The sequence below is a fragment of the Bacteroidia bacterium genome (assembly GCA_027493955.1).
Classification (GTDB): Bacteria; Bacteroidota; Ignavibacteria; order SZUA-365; family SZUA-365; genus JAOSJT01.
In genome coordinates, this window is the sequence record JAOSJT010000001.1 from 85,191 (window position 1) to 110,073 (window position 24,883).

Below are 24,883 nucleotides of genomic sequence, written 5' to 3' on the forward strand. Positions count from 1 at the left end.
ATGGATGAAAACAAACCGACTCTGCTGGTCGTTGATGACGAGTTGGGTCTGAGGGAAGGCATACGCCGGATTTTTACCCTCGAAGGTTACGCGGTAACCGTCGCGGAAAATGGCAGCGAGGGTGTTCAAAAGGGCTCAGAAAGTGAGTTCGATGTCGTGCTTCTGGATTTGAAAATGCCCGATATTGACGGACTCACTGTGCTCCGACGACTGCGGGAGATATATCCGGATACCGAATATCTGATTATCACCGCTTTCGCCGGTATAGACACGGCTGTGGAAGCGACGCGTCACGGTGCCTACACCTACATCCCCAAACCCTTTACACCCGATCAAATCGTATTCGAGGTCAACCGGGCTTTGGGGAAACGGCGGCTCACGCTCGAGACCCGTGAATTGCGGGCCGAACAGGAACGACGGCTTCTCGAGATCAGTCAGGAGAAGAGCCGGCTTCGCACCATTATCAATGCGATCAATGATGCGGTGTTTGTTACCAATCTGGAAAACGAGATCGTCCTGGCCAACCCACAGACCCGCGCACTGTTCAACTTTCCGAGCACCATCAAGGCTGGCGATACCATCACCGATCTGCTCCCGCGCGAGGTGATCGATATCATCGAAGAGGCACGGGTGAAGGCCGGTGAGGGCGTGGAGGTGCTGGCGCACGAGTGGGAGATGAAGCCGAATCTCGAGCTCGTGGTGTCCATGAAAACCGCACCCGTACGCGATGCGTCAGGAAGTATCATCGGTTTCGTGAGTACGATACAGGATGTCACGCAACTGAAACGTCTGGATGCCCAGAAGTCGCAATTTGTCTCCATGGTAGCGCACGAGCTCAAAGCGCCGGTCGCGGCCGTGTCCGGGTATCTGGAAAATATGTATGCGAAAGTTCTCGGCGACGACATTGCGGCGTATGAAAAAATGATTGCCCGGTCACGCGAACGTCTGCAGGCGTTGATTGATCTCGTCAACGATCTGCTGAACATCAGCAGACGCGAATTAGGAACGATACGGCGCGAGATCGCCCCTGTCAGTATTCCGGATATCGTTGAAGCGAACAGAGAACTCTTGCAGGGAGAAATGGACAGGCGCGGACTGGCGTTCATCACGGAATATTCCGCTGCTCTCCCCCCCATATCTGTCGACAAGGATGAGTTCTCCCGCGTGGTCACGAACCTGCTCAGCAATGCGATCAAGTATAATCGCGACAACGGAACGGTGACGGTTTCGGCGTTCCCCGAAGGCGATTCCGTGATCATTCATATTCGCGACAGCGGTATCGGTATGAAGAAAAAGGACCAGGATATGCTGTTTAGGCAGTTCTACCGTATTAAAAACGAGCAGACGAGAAGCATTCCTGGCACAGGTTTGGGGCTTTCCATCGTGAAACAAATCATCGATTCCTATCACGGAAATATCAGCGTGGAGAGCGAGGAGGGCGTCGGAACGACGTTCGTTTTGCGGATCCCGGTGCATTTCGTCGGGGGTGAGTGACAGACGAATACCGCTCGTCCGCTTTCGGCGGAGGAGAATGTTGTGCTATTTGCGATGAGGGAGCCATGATGCATACTTGCACGCGCAGGCCTTGTGTCTTGCAGTGTCAGGACGAATGCGGACATCCTCACGCCCGACTCCGCTGTTGCCGCTCGTCAGGGGATACAGCGCGTTTCCGTTAAGACGTCGTAATTCGAATACTACCATCGCGGCGATGTACGGAGCTTTGGTATAACTCCGCGGACCTCCGGAGCGCAGGTGGCGCCAGATACGCGTGGGTAGTTGTGACGACCCCGGATTCTTCCGGTGAAACCGGATCACAGAAGCATCGAATGACAAGGCATCGACGGTGCGGCGCGTCTGCGCGGGCGAATCCCTTCGATGCCCGGTGCTCTGGAGCGCCCAATTTTTTGAATTCTCGGTGATCCTGCCAATATTTCAAGATTCGTATCGCATGAATCGTTTGTTCGCAGGAAACAGTACAGGATGACAGAGAAAAAGCTACAGGGAATTGCCGAATCCTTCCAGACCTACCTTGCTGAGCACGGGAAGCATTTGAATACCATACGGTCGTACGGGAACGATCTCCGACAATTTTTTACCTGGTGTCGCAGTACCTTCGGAAGCGAACTGGATCTGTCGATGTTGACACGCAGCGATGTCCAGGATTTCCGCGCGTTTTTACTCACCCGTAATGCGTCTCCGGCATCGGTCAACCGCAAGGTGACGGCCTTACGTCAGTTTTTCGAGTTCTGTCGTAATCGCGATTTCATTTCCTCCAATCCCGCGAGCAACATCGGTGGCGTGACCGCAGATCCGAAACCGCCCACGGTGTTGCTCCGCAAAGACGCTCTCCTGTTGGTACGCACGGCGGAGCGGCAGGCGGGTTCGCTGGACGCGAGTATCATTCTCCTGCTGCTGCATGCAGGATTGCGGAGCAGTGAACTCTGCGCTCTCACCGTCGGCAATGTGCATCTCACACCACGCGAGGGGCGGTTGTTCATCAAGGGACAGCGGGGAAAAACCACGCGGTTTGTTTTCTTGAGCATGCGCGCACAGAATTCTCTCCGGCAGTACATGCGCCAGCGCGGCATTAGTGTGCTGGCAAAACGGTTGCGCAATGAGGCGCTCTTCCTCACGCATGACGGCTCCCCGCTGACACAGCAGGCGGTGGATCAGATCGTCAAGCGCGTGGGACGTCTTGTCGGCATGGCGGAAATCACACCGTCCATGCTGCGCAACACCTACGCCGCAAATCAACTGCAGAGCGGCGCGTCGCCGGAGGCCGTTGCGCTGACCATGGGAGTCGCATCACTCAAGTCCATTCAGCGACTCAAGGAGCATTTGGACGACGATACGGATGTGGAATGAACATTATCTCCCCGGATCGTTTGCTCGCCATGTACGCTTCCGGTGTGTTCCCGATGGCCGATGGACGAAGCGGTCCGTTGCTGCTGTTCAGCCCTGATCCGCGCACGATCATACCTTTGGAAGACTTTCACATAACACATTCGCTGAAAAAAACCTGGCGGGCCGGTCGTTTCGACATTCGTTACGACACCTGTTTCGAGCGGGTGATGCGCGAATGCGCCGCGAGAGACGATACCTGGATATCCGAAGAGATCATCCGCTCCTATGTTCTTCTGCACCGGCAGGGGAATGCGCACAGTGTGGAGACGTGGATGGATGGCGAGCTGGCAGGAGGCTTGTATGGCGTAGCCCTCGGGGGGGCGTTTTTCGGAGAATCGATGTTTCATCTGCGACGCGACGCTTCCAAGCTCGCGCTCATCGCACTGGTAGAACGTATGTTGGATAAGGGAATGACGTTGCTCGATGTGCAGTACAGCACACAGCATCTCCTTACTTTCGGGGCTAAAGAGATACCGCGAACGAGCTATCTGCGTCTGCTGGAAAAAGCGATTACCCAGACGGTATCTTTTTCGGATTGACAATCCATTTTCCCGCGGTCAAAGCAGACCAGCGTACCACCATGTGGTGGGCAGGAATGCCTACTGTCCGGGTATCACACGCGCTTCAGAATAAGGATTCCCAGCGGCGGGACGGAGAGCAGTACGGAATGATCACGCTGGTGCATCGGGTGCGCTTCGGAGGTCACACGCCCCATGTTCCCGACGCCGCTCCCGCCATATTCGGTAGCGTCGCTGTTCAGGAGCTCCACGTATTCTCCCGCATCGGTCACACCCAGGCGGTACATGTGATGTACTGTTGGTGTAAAGTTGCATAGGAAGACCAGACGTTCCTCTTTGTCACGTGAAATTCGCTCAAACGATAGGAGGCTGCGGGTGCTGTCCTCGAAATCAATCCACTGAAAGCCCTCCCAACTGAAGTCATCCTCGAACATCGCACGTTCGTGCCGATAGACGCGGTTCAGATCACGGAACCAGGTAAGCAGCTGTTTGTGCGCGTCGAAATCCAGAAGATTCCAGTCGAGCTGCGTGTCATGATTCCACTCATTCCATTGGCCGAATTCCTGTCCCATGAAGAGGAGCTTTTTCCCCGGGTGGCCATACATGAAGCCAAGGAAAAGCCGCATGTTCGCGAATTGTTGCCAGTAATCGCCTGGCATTTTGGAAATCAGGGATTTCTTCCCGTGCACGACTTCATCGTGAGAAATCGGGAGCAGGAAGCGTTCCGTGAACGCGTACAAGAGACTGAAGGTGAGATTGCTGTGATGATAATTTCGGAAAAGTGGGTCCTTTTCGAAATACTGCAGTGTATCGTGCATCCAGCCCATGTTCCACTTCAGGTCGAAGCCGAGTCCGTCATTATCCACAGCATGTGTAATGCGGGGAAAGGCTGTTGATTCTTCGGCCATGACCATGACGCCGGGATGATTAGCCTGGAGGGCAAAATTGAGTTGGCGCAGGAAATTCATTGCCTCGAGATTTTCACGGCCGCCGAACTCGTTCGGTATCCATTCCCCTTCGTTGCGTGAATAATCCAGATACAACATGGAAGCGACGGCGTCGATACGCAGCCCGTCGATGTGAAAATGATCTATCCAGTACAATGCATTCGCGAGCAGGAAATTCCTGACTTCGTTTCGTCCGAAATTGAAGATGAGGGTCCCCCAGTCCATGTGTTCGCCCTTCCGCGGATCGGCATGTTCAAAGAGATGCGTACCGTCAAAATAGCCGAGCGCATGGCCGTCTTTCGGAAAATGCGCGGGAACCCAATCGAGGATGACGCCGATCCCGGCCTGGTGAAAGGCATCGATGAGATACATGAAATCCTCAGGCGATCCGTAGCGGCTTGTGGGCGCGTAGTATCCGGTTACCTGATATCCCCAGCTCCCATCGAAGGGATGTTCCATGATCGGCAGGAATTCCACATGTGTGTACCCGCATTCGCGCACCCAGGGTACAAGATACTCCGCCAGTTCCCGGTACGTCATGGGTTCACCCGGATGATCGGGCGCGTGCCGCCATGATCCGAGGTGGACTTCGTAAATCGAAACGGGTCCGTCGAGCGGAGAGATCTTCGCGCGGTGGTCGAGCCAGGCCTTGTCCTTCCATTCGTATCGGTTATTTGTCGCGACGATGGATGCGGAGCGGGGCCGGACTTCCATCGCGCGTGCGAATGGATCGGTTTTGTCGATCACATGGCCGTCGTGTGTTTTGATTTCGAATTTGTAGAGCTCACCGTCGCCGATGCCAGGAATGAAAATCTCCCAGACGCCGGAGGAGCCGAGCACACGCATCGCATGTCTTCGTCGATCCCAACCGTTAAAGCTTCCAATGACGCTGACGCTCCGCGCGTTTGGCGCCCACACGGCGAACTCGATACCGCCGATGCCGTTAATTTCTTTAAAATGCGCTCCCAGCTTGTCGTAGATACGGTAATGATTCCCCTCGCCGAAGAGGTATAAATCAAAATTCGTCAGCTGAGGGAAAAAGGCATAGGAATCGAAAAATACTGTATCGCTGCCGTCCGCAAGCACGCGTTTGAGTTTGTACGGAAATGGTTCCGGTTCGCCGGGGAACAGGCACTCCCAGAATCCCTCCTCATGAATCCGCTCCATCGGGTATTCACCGATGGTCCCGTCCGCAAATTCGCGCAGCACGAACGCATGCGCTGCGAGCGGCATGAATGCGCGCACCGACGTGGCAGGATGATCCTCGATCACGACCTTGTGTATACCGAGTACCGTGTAGGGATCGTAATGCTCGGTGTAAATGATGCGGTAAATATCCTCGACGTTCACGGTCGATCGCATGAAATCCTCGTTCAATATAGACATACAAGTTACGGAATATTGCCATGCAGAGGAAAATCGAGGAATCCGCGTGAACGCGCTGCGTGATTGCACGTCGGAGGAAGACGTACAAGAGTGTATTCCCATGTCCATGCACCAGACGTATATTCGGGATCAGGAGAGAGCAAACCACGGCAGAACACTGCTTCCTGACGTACGACCGCACAGAGAACGCCGTATTCCGATGCGGAAGATCCCGGCGAGATTCACCGATCGGTATGTCTCCCGTCGTCAGCGGCAACGATCATCGAAACGGTCGTTGTGTGTCAGCGAAGCGGCTTACGCAGGCAGATACTGTACTGGTCACCTCTACCGTTGGTATTGAGCACGCGGGCCATACTTTCCCATTCTCGGATCTGCTGTCTGCTGAATGGTGACGAAGCGGGGTTGACCGCATGGCTCCGGGCGTCGTTCAGCGGAATGCCCATTCTGTACTGCTCACTGCCCCAGAACTGGAATGCGGTGGAGTTCCAGCGGATGTTTGTGACCTCGAAACCGATCCGTGTTGCGAGTGCTTCCAGTCCCTGCGGTGACGGAAGGAACAGATGGCGCGGGGCATCGAGTTGTACCCAGCGTTCGCCGTAGGTATCCCAGGCCTCCGAAACAGGATTCGGAGTGTTAATCAGACAGATGCCGCCGGGCGGTAACACGCGGAGTCCATGAGCGAGGACATTTTCGGGGTGCTCCATGTGCTCGAAGGAATGATGGAACATGACGAGGTCGAATGTCTCCTGGACGTCGCCCAATCCGGCTTTCCGGATCTCTGCGCCGTGAGGAAACAGGATATCTTGAGGTGCGAAAGGATCAACACCGAGAACACGCGCGAAACCGAGTTCTCCCAGCGTGTAGAGCATGGAACCGGAACCGCAGCCGACATCCAGTATGCGGGCACTCGTGTTGAGACCGAGCATGCCCAGACTGGCGAGCATTGGATCGGGGAAGCGGTGATAGAGCAAGCGTCCCGGCCAGCCTCCCCGCTTCCACAGCGCGTGTCGGGCGCGCAGCCGATGGGCGATTTGCTTTACACGGTTTCGCAGGGAGGGATCTGTGGAGAAGGAGTAGTAGCCGTCCGGATAGTGCCTGGACATATCGGTGGGTATTTCTCGATTTTCCATGCTGCCGCAGTGCTTGCAGCGATGATAGGCAAAGTGTTCGCCTGTTCCGAACATCATTTCCGCGACAGTGTGTTCGGACATGCCGTCCGAGGATTCGCAGAAGCGACAGCTCTGTCCCGGTATCGGATTCATGAAAATACCCTGTAAAATGGTACAAAATACAAGATACACTTCTTTTGTCTGTGTCACCAGCGAGTGATGCTTTAGTGGAGAACGGTCGTACCGTGTTGTCGTCATGTATATGCGGCGGGAGCGTACGCGAGGAGATGCATGCTGGTGGGTTTGTGCGACCGATGATACGCGATACGAGAGCGGCTGGAAGGCGATTTGGGCGATTCATGTATCGCCATCTGACCGAGGCCCGAATCGGATTTGGGCGATTCATGTATCGCCCAATTTCTCCCCAGGACCCGGAAACACCCCCGCCACACCAGGTTCCAACCCTCAAAACCACCACCCAAACCAGCACACTCCTCCATTTCCGACCATCATCCCTCACCAGATGGACCCAAATCCAGACAAATGCACAGAGCTTTCCCTCCCCGCCTGACGTCCGTCGTCCCGGAGCGCTGTCCCTGTCTCCTTGCGATAAAAAAATGTGCTCTTCGGCTTCCGCTTACTCGGATAGAAAGATCCGGGCAGGACCCAGGCTCCGGATCACCGAGCCTCGCCCGCCCGCCATGCCACCGGCGCCTCCCCCACGCGCGACGCCCTTCTTGGATGCAGTGCGCACCGCCTCATCTCTCCGCGCGCCCGTCAGCAACAGAACGCGGCCGAGAAGCATCGCCCCCGCGAGCTGATCCGATACCGCGCGCCCTTTGCTTCCACGTACGGGCAGCGCACCCGTGCCGCCGAATTCCGATGCAAGAACATCGGCCAAGGTGAAGGCCTGCTTCCCCTTCTTCGTCTGAGGCGCGGGGTCCACCACCACACGGCTCCACTCCTCCCGCAACTCCGCGTACACACGGGCCAATACGTCCTCGTCCTCCAGAACGCATGATGCGTAGCGCCGCGCCCAGACTGCGCCGCCATCCCTGCCGAACAACGCGTTGATGCGATGCGCGCTGTTCATCTTCAGATACCCCATGAACTCCGGCAGTGTCATGATGCGCCGGTAGTATATCCATTCGTCACTGTCCTCCGGCGGCGCTTTCCGGGGGTTCCGGACTTCCGTGATCTCCAGGGCCATCTCCACCTCGGAGGGACGAATGTTCAGTTCGTGAAGGCGAATGCACGGGAAATTCTGCAACGCCTGACCGAGCACATCGAGGAATGCGCGTCCGGCGTCGCTGAGCGTGGTGATGCCGTCTTTCGTCGTTCCGAGAATTTCAGCATTCTTCCTGGTCTTGAACACGACGAGATGCTTCGACAGCTTCGAATAGTCGTACTCCCGCACGCGGCGGGTACTGAGTTCTTTGAGTCGTTTCACAAAATGCTCCCTAAGCGTTGGAAAAGACGATTTATTAAATATGTATGTGCTCGCACTCCGGACAAGGCAGAAAACCGCCGCTGCTCGAAGGCCGGCGCACAGGCTCCTTTCGTCGGGTTTGTGCCTTCGCAACGGGTTCGGTAGCTTACTGCTTCTTGTCAAACGTCTCCGGACTGTCATGAAGAACCGAAGCAATCTCCTCACCAGTATTCTCATTACGTCCGTTGCACTGCTCCTCATGCGGTGCGGCGGAAAACAGGATAATCACATGATGGAATCAGAGCAGTTGAAGCTCGTACGAGAGCGTATAGCCATGTTTGCGGAGACGGAGGTTTCCGCTGACCTCTCGGCACTCACTGAACGCGAACGCGCCTGTGTTCTGAAACTGGTGCAGGCCGGGAAGCTTGCGGATGCCATTTTCTGGATGCAATCCTCACATGACGCGGCAGCCGTACGAGATTCGCTTGCGACGCGTGACGACGACGCAGCAAAGGATTTTCTCACGTATGTGATGATCCATTACGGCCCTTATGATCGGATTTTTGAGGGCGAGCGTTTCGTCGGACACGGCCCGGAGCGGAAACCGCTCGGGGCTGGTCTCTATCCGCCGGATATGTCGCGGGAGGAGTTCGAGAGCTGGGTGGCGGCCCATCCTGAGCAGCGCGCCGCCTTAGAAAGTCCCTACACGATCATCGTGCGCGGTGACGACGGTTTACGCGCGGTACCCTACCATACATGCTATCCGCAGGTACATGAGATGTCCCGCCTGTTGCTCGAAGCCTCGGAACTCGCCGACAATCCCGGTCTCAGGAAATATCTCGCTCTCCGCGCCAAGGCGGTTATTACCGACGAGTATTATGACAGCGATATGGCCTGGATGGATCTGAAGACAAACAACATCGACGTTGTCATCGGTCCCATCGAGAATTATGAAGATGGGCTCTTCAACTATAAGACGGCATACGAATGCGCTGTCATGGTAAAGGATCCGGAGGGGACACGGGAACTACAGATGTTCATTTCCCATATTGATGCATTCGAAAAGGCTCTCCCCATCGAAAGCAAGTACACACGGACGTCCGCAGGCAGCGGCAATATCCTCGAGGTCGTGAACATCGTGTACTTCGGAGGCGACTTCCACGCAGGCGTGAAGACCATCGCGGCGTCTCTCCCCAACGATCCCCGTGTAACGGAGAAAAAGGGCGGCAAAAAGCAGATGTACAAGAATCTGATGGAAGCGAAGTTTGATAAAATCGTCGTGCCCATTGCGGAGCGTATCCTCGATCCGGCTCTGCATCCATTCGTGAACCGCAGTTCATTCACAAGCTTTGTGACGCTGCACGAGGTCTCGCATACCCTCGGCATGCCCTACGTGTATGGGAAGCCGGAGTTGAGCGTACGCCGGGCTCTCAAGGACCGTTACTCCGCCATCGAGGAATGCAAGGCCGACGTGCTCGGTTTGTACAACAACATGGTTTTGCTCGATGAGAAAATCATCACCAAGGAGGCCCTGAAGAAAAGCATTGTCACCTACGTGGCCGGTCTCTTCCGGTCCCTGCGTTTTGGTGCCGAGGAAGCGCATGGTAAGGCAAATCTCATCCAACTCAACTGGCTGATTGACCGCGAGGCCGTCATACGGAGCGGAAAGCGGTGGAGTATCAATTTCGATCGTTTCATGCCGGCACTCACCGAACTCGCCCGCGAAGTGCTGATGCTGGAGATACTTGGTAACTACGACGGAGCCGGTGAGATGCTCACACGATACGGCGGCATCACACCTGCGATACAGGAAACCGTAGCGGCGCTGGCGGAAATTCCGCGGGATTTGAACACGAAATATTCTGTGCTTCGATAATATCCCGACCGGTTTGCCTGTGTAGAGCGTCTGAAGCCGCGGCAGTGCCCTGCTTCCGTGCGCGCTACGTCTCTCGCACATCCACATGTGAATGTGTCGCGGTTACGCCCGGAAGCACGCGTAAGTGTATACGGTGACGACCCCGCCGCTTCATGCGACGGACGCTCGCACTCCATTTCTCTTCGCGAACGAGCTACACTCCGGTGGTGTATCAGGCCTTTGCACATCGATGGCTGTCACGACCGGGTGATGACCAGTATGTGGCGAATCAGCATCGGGTATGGGAGTCGGGAAGCATGGTGCGCTCAATAGGGCTCATCACATCACCTCAACGAGTCTGAATCTGCACCAGATGGCTGGAGAACGCTGGCCCTTTGGCGTCCATCGTGTATTTCGGGCACTGGCAGACCCGAATCGGCGTGTGGATCGCGTAACCATGACAACGCGGGGAGAACAACCGGAACTTCGTGTCACCAGCGCCGCCGTGAGGCAATGTGTTGACGAGGAAAACATGCTGCGAGGCACAGGAGAGGGAGTTCACACCGCTGTCGGAACGTCACTATCACAGCCCCGTGTTCGTTAGTCCTCCCGAAGTCCGGGAGGAATCCTGTTGTGATTGACGCGGTGACTCCGAGTCCCACCATGCGAAAAAAATAATAATCTTGCTTTCTATTAATTCTCTTCGTATAATGCCGCGTCATCATCATACCACGACTCTGACGGTTTCACCCGAGCGCCGGCGTCACGCCGGTTGCATTGTGATAGAAATTCCCGTCCCGAATGGGGCACCTTATTCTCTTCACACACATGGAGGTTCTCATGATCCGTTCCACACGCATGATTCTGTGCATGGTGCTTTTCATCACCATTGCGGTGCCGTCACTTCACGCGCAAATCGTCTTCGATGGATCGCCCGGTACCGCGGCACCACCCGCAACGTTGGGTCCGTACACTATGATGACGTTTCCCGCCGATCCGCGGCCGGATTTCACGAACCTGACGACGGTTACCGGACCCAACGGTGACGTGATCTTCGATCAGAACATGTTGCGCGCGACTCCCGGAGTAAGCTGGAATCCCGGATGGAGTCACGGATATACCGGCCCGATTTATTATCGCGGAGGCAATGATGTGACGATGACAATGCCCGCCAATACGGTCGCGTTTTACTTTTATGCGGAACCGAACATACACAGCACTTTCACCTTCACCGCGACAGCTCAGGACAATACTTCGTCCGGTCCGATCAGCGTCGCAGGTGCCGGGGGTGCGAAGTATTTCGGATTTTATTCGACGAACGGCGTGCCGCTCGTCAGCATCGCTGTGTCGGTTTCCGGTAGTCCGTCGGGATTTGCTGTGGGTGAATTCGGCATTTACCAGTGCGCAGCTCCGACCATCGCGGTTACGGTGACGCCGGCGATGTTATGGCCGCCGAATCACACTATGGCGACAATCAACGCCACTGTCGCCGTCACAGCGGACTGCGGTGGCGATGTGATCACCCTGGAGTCCGTGACCAGCAACGAGCCGGACAATGGACCCGAGGACGGAAACACGATCAACGACATTCAGGGTGTCAGCACAGGTACCGCTGACTATGAATTCATGGTGCGTAAAGAACGTTCGGGCATCGGTACGGGTCGCGAGTATACCGCTACCTATATGGTCACGGACGGTGCCGGCAACACGGCCACAGCATCCGCTGTCGTTTCTGTTCCGTTGAGTCTGGCGAAAAACGGAGCCGACGTCTCTGTTGTGCCTGGAATTATCGAACTGGAGCAGAATTATCCGAATCCCTTCAATCCATCGACGACCATCAATTACGTGGTACCCGAAGCAGGGAGAGTCACTCTCGCTATCTTTGATATGATGGGCCGCGAAATCGCGATGCTCGTCAACGAAGAGCAGGAGAGCGGTCGGTACAGTGTCAGTTTCGACGCTTCGCACCTCCCCAGCGGGAACTACATTTCCCGCCTCTCCATGGGTGACCAGTCCGTGATACGCACGATGACGTTGTCGAAATAGGCATCAGACATCAATTGATCGGGAAAGGGCGGTGGTTCACCGCCCTTTCCTGGTTTCATAGTCCCCGGAACTTCTATTGAGCCGCGGCACTGTTACCGAGCGGAACGCACTTGTTGGTACGCCGGGTTACAGAACAATCGACGCCCCGATCCAGGGAAGAAATTCGAGCGGTTCCATTTGCAGAGGCAGAATGACGCCGAGGTCGATATCGAAGGCCCCCGCCTGCAAGCGCACGCCGGGAGTACAGTATGAAATTTGTCTTTGATCGCGAATGAGAAACAGCTCGGTCATAAGTCGCACATGATCACTGACGGGAAGATCAATTCCCGCTACCATAAAATAATCTTCCTCGTCGGACTGATATCCCATGCCGCAGGTGAGATAGTTTCCCCTGGGACCACCGAGGTTCACCGTTCCAACGAGAAAGGGAGCTGTGGTCGAGTACTCGTCGGCAGTGAAATAGGTAAAGCCTGCCGAAATCGCTCCGAATGTTGTCGTGAAAGGCGTTACCTTCAATGTCGTGTGGAGGAGTTGACCGTCTGCGTCTGGGAAAACAGATGTTCCTCCCTGAATCGTAACATATCCCGCTATTCCATATGCGATTGTGGGAAAGAATACCTCCTGTAACCCGAGCCGGAGATCACCAGCGCTCTCGGGATATGCGGTGGGGATGAGGTAGAGGTTCGGACTCCCGCGGCGCGAGCGAGGGATTTGAGGGTTCAGGACCGATACGCCGCTTACGGCTGAATGCGAAGCTGACTGCTCCTGATCCGGTGTCAGGATACGGGTCAGCGCGAGTATCGATGAGGAGGGTATTCGTACTTCGACGCCGTCGCGTGTCGTGAGTATGAGCGTGTCGGCACTCCACCCCGATTCTTGACCTTCGATCGTCAAGCCATCCGTGCTTGTAATCGTGCAACGTGCGCTGTGAGCGTCACGCTGGTTGTTGTTTTGCGCGTTCATCGTCGCGCCGAGAAACATCATGCACAGCATTGCTATGCCCGTAAACTCCCTGCAGGTCATGGCGACCTCCGTTTTGTGTGACAGGAATAGAGAAAGAGCAAAAGGCGGTAAAAATGCGCAGTACGTCCGTTTCCCGATGTTCTCCAGCTAATATGCGTCATTGAGGTGTGAAATAGCAATAGAGAAAGGGCACCTTACAAAAAATTAATGTGAAGGGAATATCCCTGCAGTGGAAAACCGGAGTTATAGATATGAAGAAAAGGCCCCGCTGCTGCGGGGCCTTTGATGCTCATACGGTATTGTCAAAACGGAAGGGCATGCTCCTGTCAGATTCCTTCGCTGCACGTCGTCGTACGACACGCAGACTGAGTAATCTCAGTTGCTATAGAAATCGATTTGCCTTTCGATCGCAGCCGAACATACCTTGCAGAAGGGGCCGAGTGTCAGTGAGAACATTCTGCAGTCGAGAGAAGGCCGGTACATGCCTTCGGAGATGTAGCCCGCTCCTTCGAAAGCGCCTACCTTGCCGAGGAGCTCGGGATTTTCTGTTATTGCCTTACTACGCTTCATGATGGGGTCGCGCTTGGCATAATAGTCGGCGGCAAGTCGGTCGAGTGTCGAGATACTCGACCGCAGTTCGTCGTACTCCTTTTTTCCCCAGTCTGTGGGGAGACTGAGGCCTTGTGTGAGATGCTCCCGCCATTTTACGTCCGGGGCGTCGAGGAGGCGCGTAATGTTCGGTTCCCACGGCTCGACTCCGGCGGGATAAAACTCTTCGTACCCGGTGGAGGAACTGTAGTACTCGTCACCGAGCCCGCCGAAGCTATGGCCAAACTCATGTACGTACACATAGTCGCGCTGCCACTCCTGCCCCTTGTTGTTCTCGATTGTGTACGTGGTGGTATAGAGCTGATAGATGCCGCCGCCGCCGTAGCGGCTGTCATTGATGAGGATGCAGATAAAGTCATACGGTGCCGCGGAAGCGATGTCGCGGAGTTCACGGTTTGCTTCGGTGAGGACGTACCGTTCACTACCGAAGGTGTTGTACATGCTGCCGAGCGCGGTATTTTTCCACACATTCTTGTCCGGTATGTCGATGCCGGATTCCGTGGAGACGGCACAGAGGGCGCGCACATTGAAGTCCTTCTTCCTCTCCTTGAAGGGGGAAGTATCGAACATCACATCGTTGAAATGCTTTGCATCGGCCTTGAATTTCTCCATATCCTTGGCCGCGTAACCATCGCCGATAATAAGAATATCCACCTTCCTGTGCATGTCTCCGTTATCCATGAGTGTGACGAGTTCCGATGCCGGCGCACGGCGCTCGATGCTGACAACGGTAGGATCGTTCGGATCTATGACCGCGCTGAATTTCTCCTCGAAGATCAGATACTTGTTCCGACGGCTGAGCGTGAGTTGGACATGGCGTTTGGGGAAGGGGAAGCGAACGCTTTCATGAAACGACTTCCACACGCCGCGGCCCGCTTCCGCTGTGGTTTGCCACTCGTTGAACACAGTGGAGAAGCCACGCGAATAGAGCAGCATACCACTCTGCAGGTCGTAGATGCGAACCAGAAATTCCCCAAGATTCAGGGTATCGATGAGGTTCTTCGTGCTCCCGGCCCATGGGCCTTCGTGGAACACCTTGTCGAGGGTGATTTTCTCCTCGCCGCGCGTGCCGAGGTGATAATAATCCACGCGCATGGTCTTGTTCAGGAAAAAGCGGTGAAAATCAACTTGAGCTGTAGCCGGGACTGTGAGCAGGACGAAGAGCAGGATGGTTGATTTGAATTTCATGAATTCCTCGATTGCGGGTTGAGGGCGTTGGCCTATTGAGGAAAATTACGGATTTTGGCGGGATTGGAGAAGTATCTCACGGGAAAGCGGCGGACAATGGGAAGCGGGGGAGAGATGCCGTACGGGAGTATCCCTCAGCTGTGTGCGCTGCCACAACCTGCGGCTGCGATTTCTCACAACCTGGCCACACAGTGGATGATCTCGTTTCCCCTCTGTTGTTTTCTCTCGACAGTTGAAGTGCCTTTGCTACGTTATCGCTTTTCTCCTATGTTGTTTTTGTACGCTGGACTGCAATTGCAACTTTGGCACGGGATTTGCCATATACGGGGAATATCAAAAAGGAGATATCGTCATGCACCTTCGTACCATCGCAATCTCTCTTATGTCCGTCGCACTTCTGAGCGCATGTTCGTCAACAGGACGCCTCAAGGAGTACAGCTTTCATCAGAAACGGGTGGTCTTCAGACCGATAGCGGAAACGCAAACCATGACAGCGTCCGTGTTCGTGAACGATCCGTCCCCCGGCTCGAAGAATGCCTGGTCGGCTCTCGGCTCTTTCTTTCTTTCGCTCGCTGGCAGTGCGGCGGCGAGTGACAATGTCAAGCAAACTGTGAGCACGCAGGGTGTTGCACAGATACTCTCGGAGAATATGCGAAGCAGTATGGAAAACAGATATGCCATAGCCACTGTAGGGGAGGCGGAAGGTGAGGCCGACTTCATCGTCGAGACACGTCTGGAACATGTGGAACTGAGCAGCGATCCGGGTGGGGTGTTCCTGCATCTCAAGGTGAAACAGCATCTGTTGGATTGGCGCGACCTCAGCGTCATTTACAAGCAGTGCTTTGATGAACATGTTGCATTGCGATTCCACCCTGTTGGAGGTGTTCATCCCGCAGTCGATGCCGTGGTGGGTGTCGTCAGTGCCGTGCAACTCCTCTCCATGGATGAAGCGGAAGTTCAGGACGCCGTACTTGCGACAGCGCAGGATGCCGGACGCATGCTCTCCGACGATTTCGTTCGCGCTGTTGCGCGTACGCGCTGATCGGGTTTCTGCTTGCGCAGTTGATGATCGCAGGTTTTCCTGCACGAAGGAACGGGAGAGGATATGAAAAAGGCCCCGCGCGCGTCGCGGGGCCTTTTCATTGCTGCATCGAACGGATAGTGTAAGCGGTGCTTGCGGGGTGGCCCGCGCAAGGGGGCTTTACTCCACTTCGGAAATCTTTTCCATGAACTGTGTACGCAGATATTTTGACGGATCGCCTGCCTTGTGGAAATTCAGCATCCCCTTGAATTCTGCGATGGAACTGAATCCATTTCTCGCCATCCATTCTTCCAGTCCACTCAGAATCGGCGCGATGGCTCCGAGACCCTCCTTGTACAGCAGCGAGGCGACCTGCACACTGGACGCACCGGCGAGAAGCATTTTGATCACATGTTCGGCATTTTTGATACCTGTGGAGGCGCAGAGATCGTATGGCAGATAGTGCGACATCAGTGCGATCCATCGGAGAGGCAGATGGTGCTCGTCAGGAGAGCTGAAGCTGAATGTCGTGCGCAGTTTGAGTTGTTCGATGTCGATATCGGGCTGCGTGAAGCGGTTGAAGAGTACGAGGCCGTTCAGATCGCGCCTTCCGAATTCCACCGCGAGGTTCGGCAGCGCAGTGAAGCCCGCGCCGATCTTCAATGCGACGGGGATGCTCACCTTCTGTTTTACCGTGCTGAGGATCTGAAAATACAGCTCCTCGACTTTTTTAGCGTCCATCGTGAGGTCCGTGGCGGTGGTAAACACGTTGAGTTCGATGGCATCCGCCCCGGCACTTTGCACCTGAACGGCAAAGTCCGGCCACCATTCGGCGGAGACGCAGTTGATGCTCGCGATGACGGGAATGGAAACTGCTGCTTTTGCGTCACGAATGAGCTTTGTGTAATCCTGTGCGCCGTACAGCAGTTCGAGACGGGCATAATAGTAGTCATACGCTTCTGTATGATCGATGACCGAATCGCGCACACCGAAATCGCGCTCGGAGAGAACCTCTTCGAACAGACTCTTCAGAACGACGGCGCCGGCGCCGGCTTGTTCGCAGGCAATGAGGTTCTCGACGGACTTGGTGAGTCCGCTGCTTGCCGCAATGACCGGATTTTTCAGTTGCAGTCCGAGATACGAGGTGGTGAGATTCGGCATGGGTGTGCTCCGCTGGTCTGATTGGTGAGTGCTGCGAAAAAAAGAAATATCCACAAATCAGGGAACTGCTGCAACAGAGATTTGCATATCTGCCCAAACTGTTGTAATATCCGATGCAGAACTCTTTAGATAAAACACCCTAACCGGGAAACGCATGAAACAGGCCACAAGCTCTCCGAAATACATCACCCCCGCGCTGCCGCTGCTCGCCGTCGTGTTCCTTGTCTCTGCTTGCGGTACCCTTGATATCGCAGCGGTTGCGGACACACAATTTATGATGAGTACACGCACGCTGCCATTCGAGCGCATCCTGGTGGTCTGCGACACGCGCGATTTGGGATTGAAATCGGAGCTGGAGGAGGGAATGAAGCGCTATCTCGAGGAAACGGCAGGCGTGGAAGCGTTTCGAGATCTTGATCTCTTCACCCCTCTCAAGACGCTCTCCGAGAAAGAAAAGGTTTGGGCGCTGAAAGACGCGGGCATCAATGTGGTTCTGTACATGAGTGCCGGAGGCAGCGGTCGCTCCCTGCGCGATTGGCTCTACACGGAGGCGGAGGATGTGGACAAAACGACACAGGCATGGCAATCTTCCGTCGTGCGGCTGATTATTCCGGAGACGGGCCAGGTGGTGTGGGCCGCCGGATTGCCCGGGGAATCGCAGCTGATTACCTCCGAGACGCCGGCCCGGAAACTGTACGCCGCCATAACCAGTGATCTCCTCAAACGCGGTTTCCTGGCCCTTCCGACGGATAATCAACCGCTCATCAGGGGATTCAATCGGTAAGAGCGCGGGGATGACGGTCGTCTGCTGCTTGCGCTCCGCTTTGCGTCAACACCGGCCTATTTTTGTCGCCGTGTTCGGTTGGTTTCCATTTTTCTCATATCAATCACCACGTCGCTGTCTTTCCCGCGCACGGTAAGTGCGCCGCTTCCTTTTTCGCATGAAAGACGCGGGCTGGAGAAGAGGAGATTTTTGGGGGGATGGGGCAACACTTCGCCGTTCACTGTGCGCGACCCCTCATAGGCCATGCTGAGTGTATCGCCGAAAATGGTGATATAACGTATGCTCATGTCGCTGTCGAGACGGCTCGCATCCACCTTGCTTGCCTTGATGCGCCTGACGAACTGCTCGTAGGGTCCCACTACGTTTCTGCCCGCTACCTGCACGATGGCGCCGTTGCGCCGTTCATAGGATATCATGTGCCTGCCGAAATGCCCTTCGGCCATGCGATATCGTTTGAACGGGTACAGCGCGATATACACATCGCCGGTATTGATGGTGATCCACCCCGATTTCACGCTGTCGATATCCAGAGCTTTCACATCGGGAGGGAGAAAACCGGTGAGCACCGGGAAGCGGGTAACCGTCCCGATGTCGTACAAGGCAATCAAGGTGTTTTTATACTGAAATACGTCCTCGAAAGGCGAGCCGCCGACGATTTTCGTCACTGTGCCATGATAGGGATCCAGAATGGCCGTGCTGCGCAATGCGAGTTCTTCGGAGTGCGGGAGGAAGGGGGTGAGACTGTTGGCGTCGGAATACGGCTGCATGAGAAATAGTGTCGCGGACTTTTCGGGATTGTCCGGTATCCATGTCACATCCCATGTATGCTGCTCACGGTGCTGAATGAGTCCGCCATCGATCGATCCGATAGCATACAATGGATCCATGTAGGTGTATTTCCAGACCGGTCCGTTTCCTGTGAGACCATTGTCCCTCAATGGTTTGCGCCTTGGTTTCTGCTCCCAGGCCTCATACGGTTCCTGACGGTGCGTAGCAATGTCCACTATTTCAGGCAGCGGCTCGAAATCGCTGAGCGCGGCGAAGTATTGGTCACGGGAGTACAGACGCGTACCGTCGCCAAAGTACAGCCATCCGATGGACGACATGTCCGAGGTGATGGGCTGCATCGCGGAAAGCATGTGTTCACGCGCGTGAGCGCCGGCGTACGCACCCACCAGATATTCATGTGCAAAATCCGCAAGCAGCCACTGCGCCATGAGCTCGGCGCGCTTGCGTAATCCATCATCGATCGCGTGGTCCCGCAGCAACAACAGCGCATTGAATACCGCAGCTCCGTAGGTTGGCGAGTCGAATTCTTCCTGGCCGGCCTCCGTGACCTCTCTCATCCAGTGCAGTAAGAATGCTTTGCTCTCGTCCTGATTCTCCTGCCTTGTGCGACCGTTGAACCACACCGCGGAATCTCCGAAATACAGCGTGGACAGATGGAGTGCGGCAAAATAGCAGACACGTTCGTGCTCTGCCTCGAAGGGCCTCACCGGAAGCTCCGTCCACACCATTTCGATATCCTGCCGCACATCATCCGCCATGGTGTTCCGGAGCAGCACGTAGGCTGTCGTCAACCGAAAGCGCTCAATGATATCCGGCGTCGCCATCGCGCTGAGGCTCCGGAGCATGTCCATGCCGTATTGGACCGCGCTGTCATTGCGGGAAAGTATTCTGGCGACGGCGGCGGCATGGTTATTCGTGGTTTCGTGATTTGTCCAGAAGGAGATGACGGAGTCTCGCCGCTCCGTCAAGGTGGGCTGCGCCGCCGCTGACCCACAGAGTGCAAGGAGGACGATGAGGGTGATGCGAATGTTCATCTTCATTGAATCAGAATGGTGCTGATGTAACCAAGCCGCACGGAGAAGGGTTGCCAGGAACGTCCACGCGCGTTGGAAACGAATGATCCGTTTTCCGAGCCCGCATAGACACGGTCAGGTGAATCAGGGTCGAAAGCCAGCGCCGTGATGTTAAAATTCGTCAATCCGCCGCCGGCGATTTCCCATTGACGGCCGAGCGATGTGGAGCGGAAAATCCCGGCGTCGCGTGTGCCGACAAGGATCACATCCCGCTCATGCGGGCTGAAAGAAATGCATTTGACCATGGTGGAACGCAGGCCGCTGTTTCTGCTCTCCCAATTCCATCCTCCGTCCGTGGAAATCCAGACGCCCTCTGTCTGGCTGATTGCCGCAAAGGTGGTTGGTATGGCCGGATGGGAGATAATGCGAAAGACGTCCTTTCCTTCGAGCCCGCTGCGAATCCACGTCGATCCGCGATCCGAAGAGCGAAAGAGTCCGTCTGCCGTGGCGAGAAAAATCTCTCTTGCGGTAATGGTAATGCCGTTGACGTAGCCCGCATTGGTACCGGGAAGCAGGCGCCCTTTCTCAACCCAGCGCTCGCCCCGGTCGGTGGATACGTAAACGCCGCGAGCCGTTGCTATCCATATCGCACCGTCGCGTATCGCAACGTCCGTCACGGTTGGCATGTCCCAGTCGGTGAGTAGTCTCCACGACAATCCTTCATCGCTGCTTCGCAGGACGCCGTAATCCGATGCGAGGAACATGACGCGTTCGGCCCCATCGCTCAGCATCGCGACACCGCTCACACCGCTGGTCACCCATCCGCGATTACTCCAGGTGACTCCGCGATCCGAGCTCACCGCCAAACCCTGATACACCGGGGCGGCACGCCCGGCTTCCATGGGTGGTGGGGCGTAATAAAAACCGAAGGCCATAAGACGCTGTGGCTGCGCGTATGCCGGCGTTTCGGGGATGATGAGCAACAGAAGAGGGAGCAGGGGCAGCAGGATTTTTCGCATCAGTATTCCTCGCTGTCAACGCGGTGTATGTCGGCGCCGAGATCACGTAGTTTGAGCTCGATCGCCTCGTATCCGCGATCGAGGTGATAGACGCGGAGCACCTCCGTGCTTCCCTGCGCGACCAGGCCGGCAATGATCAGTGACGCGCTTGCCCGGAGATCCGTGGACATGACGGTCGCACCTTTGAGAGCGGGCACACCATGCACGATGGCCGAGTTTTGTGTGACGTCAATGCGGGCACCCAGACGCTGGAGCTCGGCGACGTGATTAAAACGGTCTGTGTACACAGTATCAGTGATGAATGAACTCCCGTTCGCACCAGTCATCAATGCCATCCACTGTGCTTGCATGTCCGTGGGGAAACCGGGGTAGATGGCCGTCGTAATGTTGACGGGCAGCAGCCGCTCCGGTGCGCGGAGCGTGACGCTGCGCGCGCCGGGGAGGACTTCACAGCCGGCCTCGCGGAACTTCGTCAGCACGGCGGTGAGGTGGAAGGGATCGACTTGCTCGAGTGTGATTTCTCCACCGGTCGCAGCAGCAGCCGCGAGAAAAGTACCTGCTTCGATGCGATCCGGGATGTTTCTGTCCTCGGCGGGATGGAGTTCGTCCACACCCTCCACGGTGAGGCAATTACTGCCGATGCCGTGGATAATCGCTCCCATGCGGACAAGAAAGCCGGCGAGTTGGGTGATTTCGGGCTCCGTTGCGGCGTTGCGTATGGTCGTAATACCTTCCGCGCAGACTGCCGCCATCAGGGTGTTCCCCGTGGCGCCCACACTGGAAATGTCGAATGTGATGTCCGCACCCTTGAGTCGTTTGGTTCGGGCGACAACATAGCCGCCATCGATGTCGATCTCCGCACCCAGTTCCTGCATGGCCTTCAGATGGAGGTCCACCGGTCGAGGTCCCCATGCGCAGCCACCGGGATAGGAGACACGCGCCGTACCGTAGCGGCCAAGCAATGGTCCCAGTACGTAGAATGATGCCCGCATCTTTTTTACGAGATCGTATGGTGCTTCAAATGAGTGGATGTTGCTGCAGTCGAGTTCCAGCGTCGTACCAGGATGACGTATTTCCACACCCATGGATTCGAGCAGCGTTGACATTGTGGCGATGTCACGCAGACGCGGAGTGTTCTCCAGCCGACAGACACCGTTGCACAGCAAGGTGGCCGGCATCAGCGCGAGTGAGGCATTCTTAGCGCCGGAAATCGTCACCGATCCCTTGAGGGCATTGCCACCCCTGATAATGAATTTGTCCATGTTACCCGGAAAAAGAGAGATGTTAAGCACTCATGCAATCTTCAATCTACGCCCCCCGTCTACGCAAAGCAATGTCTTTCGCTGTCCGCTGGAGCGTGCTTGTTGACTCATACATCATTATCCTCAAGGGTTTCATCATCGCATGCGACTGTTTGCGTATCCGTCTGCAGGCCCATGGGTAAGCCTGAGCCTGTGTACGCGGATGAATACGGATTGTCATGGATTCATGCGGCGTTTTTTCATCGCTGGAAAGATCGTCTTTCACACAGTGCGATCATGGGCGATACATGAAGCGCCCGCATCCGCGGATTGCGGGCAATTGCGTCCCCGCATGCTTTTCCCTATATTTTTCGCACCTCGTTCTCCGGACTGTACCAGCACATGGATACACTATGAATTCCTACCTCGGCTATTTGAAAGCCGCACTGACCTCGCAGTACAACCTGTTGCTTCTCGCCGCCGCAGGTATGATCTCGCTCATCTCAGGCAATCTCCTCCCTCTGCTCGTCGCTCTCGGCGGGGAGGCCGTCTGGCTCGCCGCGGCACCGCTATCACCAGCCTACCGGGCGATGGTGGATAGAAAACAACAGAAACACGCCCGAATCGATGCCGACGATGAAATGCAGCGCATCGCGGGCGAGTTACCGCCGGAACTTCAAAAGAGGTTTGAACGCATGCGGAGGCAGGTTGGCGAAATTCGATCGCACAACGAAGCTCAGGACGCACCCGGCCTTGCCCTCATGAACAGGACGACGGAGCGCCTCGATGACATGCTGCGCCGCTACGCGCGCATGTTGCACGCCCATAATCGCTGGCTGCAGCACGCCGCCAGCGGAAATCGGTATGAGGTGGAGCAGCGGCTCGCCGCACTTGCCGGGGATGATGGCGGAGATTCCGAGCTCGCCGCGGCACGCGAACAGCAACGGCGTATTCTCGAGCAGCGGCTGGAGAAACTCGATAAAGCCGAACGGGACAACACGCTGTTGGAAACGCAGATAGCCACTCTGGAAGATGCCATGGGTTTACTTCGTGATCAGGCGCTCACTCTGCGCGATCCCGGGGAAATGACGGCACATCTGGATGGATTTCTCACCGAAGTGGAAGTGACGGAGCAGACTGTCTCCGCGCTCGAATCCTCCTTTGCTGCGCTCTTTGACCGCGAATTGAAGCAAGCCGAAGAAGCCCGACGTATCGGCGATTCCACTCAATCCTGAACGGAGATACCATGTCCGAACAAAATCGCAGGAAGCTGCAGGAAATGCGCGCACAGTCCCGTCTGGGTGGCGGCGCGGAGCGCATCAAGGCCCAGCATGACAAGGGAAAATTTACGGCGAGAGAGCGCATAGACATCCTGCTCGACCGCGGCAGCTTCGAAGAAATTGACGCCTTCGTGACGCACCGCTCGCGTGACTTCGGACTGGAAAAGCAAAAATTCCTCGGAGACGGTGTCGTGACAGGCAGTGGCACCATCGACGGACGACTGGTCTTTGTCTTTAGTCAGGATTTCACGGTCTTCGGCGGTTCGCTGTCCGAAGCGCACGCGGAAAAAATATGCAAGATTATGGACATGGCGATGAAGGTCGGCGCGCCGGTCATCGGCCTCAACGACAGCGGCGGAGCGCGTATACAGGAGGGTGTCGTGAGTCTCGGCGGCTATGCGGATATTTTTCTCCGCAACACGCTCGCATCCGGCGTCGTGCCGCAGATAAGCGCGATTCTGGGTCCCTGCGCCGGCGGAGCGGTGTACTCGCCGGCCATCACGGATTTCATTTTCATGGTCGAGCAGAGCAGCTACATGTTCGTGACCGGTCCCAACGTGGTCAAGACCGTGACGCATGAAAATGTGACCTCCGAAGACCTCGGCGGGGCGATGACGCACGCGAGCAAGAGCGGGGTGGCCCATTTCACGCATGAAAACGAAGCACAAACCTTGCTGGCGATTCGTCGCCTCATGGGCTTTCTGCCGCAGAACAATGTCGAATGTCCACCGCGCGTCCCGCCGACGGACGACATCCGCCGCAAGGAAGCCGCTCTGGAGGACATCATACCTGATAATCCGAATAAACCGTACGACATCAAGGATGTCATTCGGCTGACGGTGGATAACGCGGATTTCATGGAGGTGCACGAGCATTACGCGCCGAACATCGTCACGGGTTTCGCGCGTTATGACGGACGTTCGGTCGGCATAATCGCCAATCAACCCTTCGTGCTTGCGGGGGTGCTCGATATCGATGCGTCAACGAAGGCGGCGCGTTTCGTGCGCTTCTGTGACTGCTTCAATATTCCCCTGGTGGTCTTCGAGGATGTTCCGGGATTTCTGCCGGGCACGGATCAGGAGTGGCGCGGGATTATACGTCACGGCGCGAAGCTTCTGTACGCCTTCGCGGAGGCGACGGTGCCGAAAATCACCATCATCACCCGCAAGGCCTACGGCGGTGCTTACGACGTGATGAATTCCAAGCATATCCGCGGCGATTTCAATTTCGCCTGGCCCACCGCCGAAATTGCGGTGATGGGACCGAAAGGCGCCGTGGAAATCATTTTCAAGAAAGAGATCAGCTCGGCGTCCGATCCTGAAGCGGCATTGGAGGAGAAGATTAATGAGTATCGGGAGAAATTCGCGAATCCCTTCATCGCTGCGGAGAGAGGGTATATCGACGATGTGATCGCCCCGTCGGAAACCCGCCCCCGCATCATACGAGCGCTCGAAATTCTCGAAAACAAAGTGGATACCAATCCCCGCAAGAAGCACGGCAATATCCCGCTGTAGCGGAGGCGCAGAGCGCAGAGCGACTTCTTTCGGAGACCGCGGTGATATTGGCGACAGGTTTCGCTTTGCGTGGTGGATCGTGGGCGATTCAGTGATCTGAGAAATGT

General features: G+C 56.0%; 18 protein-coding genes. 9 read left to right on the top strand and 9 right to left on the bottom strand.

Features of this window, described 5'->3' with window-relative positions; all coding sequences use genetic code 11:
• The 3 genes from M5R41_00405 to aat all read left to right on the top strand — a co-directional run bounded on the left by M5R41_00405 (nt 1) and on the right by aat (nt 3,443).
• Nucleotides 1-1,494, top strand: coding sequence for a response regulator (locus M5R41_00405; protein ID MCZ7554846.1), 1,494 nt, complete (start codon nt 1-3; stop codon nt 1,492-1,494).
• 486 nt (nt 1,495-1,980) lie between these two features.
• A complete protein-coding gene (locus tag M5R41_00410; protein MCZ7554847.1) occupies nt 1,981-2,865 on the top strand; it encodes a tyrosine-type recombinase/integrase in 885 nt (294 codons plus the stop codon).
• On the top strand, nt 2,862-3,443 hold the full coding sequence (aat, locus tag M5R41_00415) for a leucyl/phenylalanyl-tRNA--protein transferase (protein MCZ7554848.1): 582 nt from the start codon (nt 2,862-2,864) through the stop codon (nt 3,441-3,443). The genes M5R41_00410 and aat overlap by 4 nt, the downstream gene beginning before the upstream one ends.
• A 74-nt stretch (nt 3,444-3,517) precedes the next feature.
• Here the strand turns inward: aat and glgB are convergent, their stop codons facing one another.
• The 3 genes from glgB to M5R41_00430 all read right to left on the bottom strand — a co-directional run bounded on the left by glgB (nt 3,518) and on the right by M5R41_00430 (nt 8,314).
• The gene (glgB, locus tag M5R41_00420) at nt 3,518-5,731 is read right to left on the bottom strand and encodes a 1,4-alpha-glucan branching protein GlgB (protein ID MCZ7554849.1); all 2,214 of its coding nucleotides are present in this window, start codon (nt 5,729-5,731) and stop codon (nt 3,518-3,520) included.
• A 305-nt stretch (nt 5,732-6,036) separates the two neighbouring features.
• The gene (locus M5R41_00425) at nt 6,037-7,017 is read right to left on the bottom strand and encodes a class I SAM-dependent methyltransferase (GenBank protein ID MCZ7554850.1); all 981 of its coding nucleotides are present in this window, start codon (nt 7,015-7,017) and stop codon (nt 6,037-6,039) included.
• Nucleotides 7,018-7,501: 484 nt separating this feature from the next.
• Nucleotides 7,502-8,314, bottom strand: a complete 813-nt coding sequence (locus tag M5R41_00430) for a hypothetical protein (GenBank protein MCZ7554851.1) — start codon at nt 8,312-8,314, stop codon at nt 7,502-7,504.
• A gap of 178 nt (nt 8,315-8,492) precedes the next feature.
• Here M5R41_00430 and M5R41_00435 point away from each other — a divergent pair, with 178 nt between their 5' ends.
• Nucleotides 8,493-10,169: a peptidase gene (locus tag M5R41_00435; protein MCZ7554852.1), complete on the top strand. Its 1,677-nt coding sequence runs from the start codon at nt 8,493-8,495 to the stop codon at nt 10,167-10,169.
• Between the two features lie 819 nt (nt 10,170-10,988).
• A complete protein-coding gene (locus M5R41_00440; protein ID MCZ7554853.1) occupies nt 10,989-12,194 on the top strand; it encodes a T9SS type A sorting domain-containing protein in 1,206 nt (401 codons plus the stop codon).
• Between the two features lie 126 nt (nt 12,195-12,320).
• Here the strand turns inward: M5R41_00440 and M5R41_00445 are convergent, their stop codons facing one another.
• Nucleotides 12,321-13,217, bottom strand: coding sequence for a hypothetical protein (locus tag M5R41_00445; GenBank protein ID MCZ7554854.1), 897 nt, complete (start codon nt 13,215-13,217; stop codon nt 12,321-12,323).
• Between the two features lie 315 nt (nt 13,218-13,532).
• On the bottom strand, nt 13,533-14,954 hold the full coding sequence (locus M5R41_00450) for an IgA Peptidase M64 (GenBank protein MCZ7554855.1): 1,422 nt from the start codon (nt 14,952-14,954) through the stop codon (nt 13,533-13,535).
• A gap of 352 nt (nt 14,955-15,306) precedes the next feature.
• Here M5R41_00450 and M5R41_00455 point away from each other — a divergent pair, with 352 nt between their 5' ends.
• Complete coding sequence (locus M5R41_00455) at nt 15,307-15,996, top strand: hypothetical protein (GenBank protein MCZ7554856.1); 690 nt, start codon at nt 15,307-15,309, stop codon at nt 15,994-15,996.
• A 159-nt stretch (nt 15,997-16,155) separates the two neighbouring features.
• Here the strand turns inward: M5R41_00455 and M5R41_00460 are convergent, their stop codons facing one another.
• A complete protein-coding gene (locus tag M5R41_00460; protein MCZ7554857.1) occupies nt 16,156-17,136 on the bottom strand; it encodes a dihydroorotate dehydrogenase-like protein in 981 nt (326 codons plus the stop codon).
• Nucleotides 17,137-17,290: 154 nt separating this feature from the next.
• Here M5R41_00460 and M5R41_00465 point away from each other — a divergent pair, with 154 nt between their 5' ends.
• Nucleotides 17,291-17,920, top strand: coding sequence for a hypothetical protein (locus M5R41_00465; GenBank protein ID MCZ7554858.1), 630 nt, complete (start codon nt 17,291-17,293; stop codon nt 17,918-17,920).
• Nucleotides 17,921-17,976: 56 nt separating this feature from the next.
• On the opposite strand, the gene M5R41_00470 is transcribed toward M5R41_00465, so the two are convergent.
• From M5R41_00470 to murA, 3 genes are read right to left on the bottom strand one after another with little or no spacing between them, the layout of a single operon-like run.
• Nucleotides 17,977-19,749 (bottom strand): hypothetical protein, encoded by a 1,773-nt coding sequence (locus M5R41_00470; GenBank protein ID MCZ7554859.1) that lies wholly within the window; start codon nt 19,747-19,749, stop codon nt 17,977-17,979.
• A complete protein-coding gene (locus M5R41_00475) occupies nt 19,746-20,741 on the bottom strand; it encodes a hypothetical protein (GenBank protein MCZ7554860.1) in 996 nt (331 codons plus the stop codon). Before M5R41_00475 ends, M5R41_00470 begins: the two co-directional genes overlap by 4 nt.
• Nucleotides 20,741-22,003, bottom strand: coding sequence for a UDP-N-acetylglucosamine 1-carboxyvinyltransferase (gene murA / locus M5R41_00480; protein ID MCZ7554861.1), 1,263 nt, complete (start codon nt 22,001-22,003; stop codon nt 20,741-20,743). Before murA ends, M5R41_00475 begins: the two co-directional genes overlap by 1 nt.
• Before the next feature lie 392 nt (nt 22,004-22,395).
• Between murA and M5R41_00485 the strand changes: the two genes are divergently transcribed.
• Nucleotides 22,396-23,217, top strand: a complete 822-nt coding sequence (locus M5R41_00485) for a hypothetical protein (protein ID MCZ7554862.1) — start codon at nt 22,396-22,398, stop codon at nt 23,215-23,217.
• Nucleotides 23,218-23,228: 11 nt separating this feature from the next.
• Nucleotides 23,229-24,776, top strand: a complete 1,548-nt coding sequence (locus M5R41_00490) for a methylmalonyl-CoA carboxyltransferase (protein MCZ7554863.1) — start codon at nt 23,229-23,231, stop codon at nt 24,774-24,776.
• Nucleotides 24,777-24,883 lie beyond the last annotated feature (107 nt).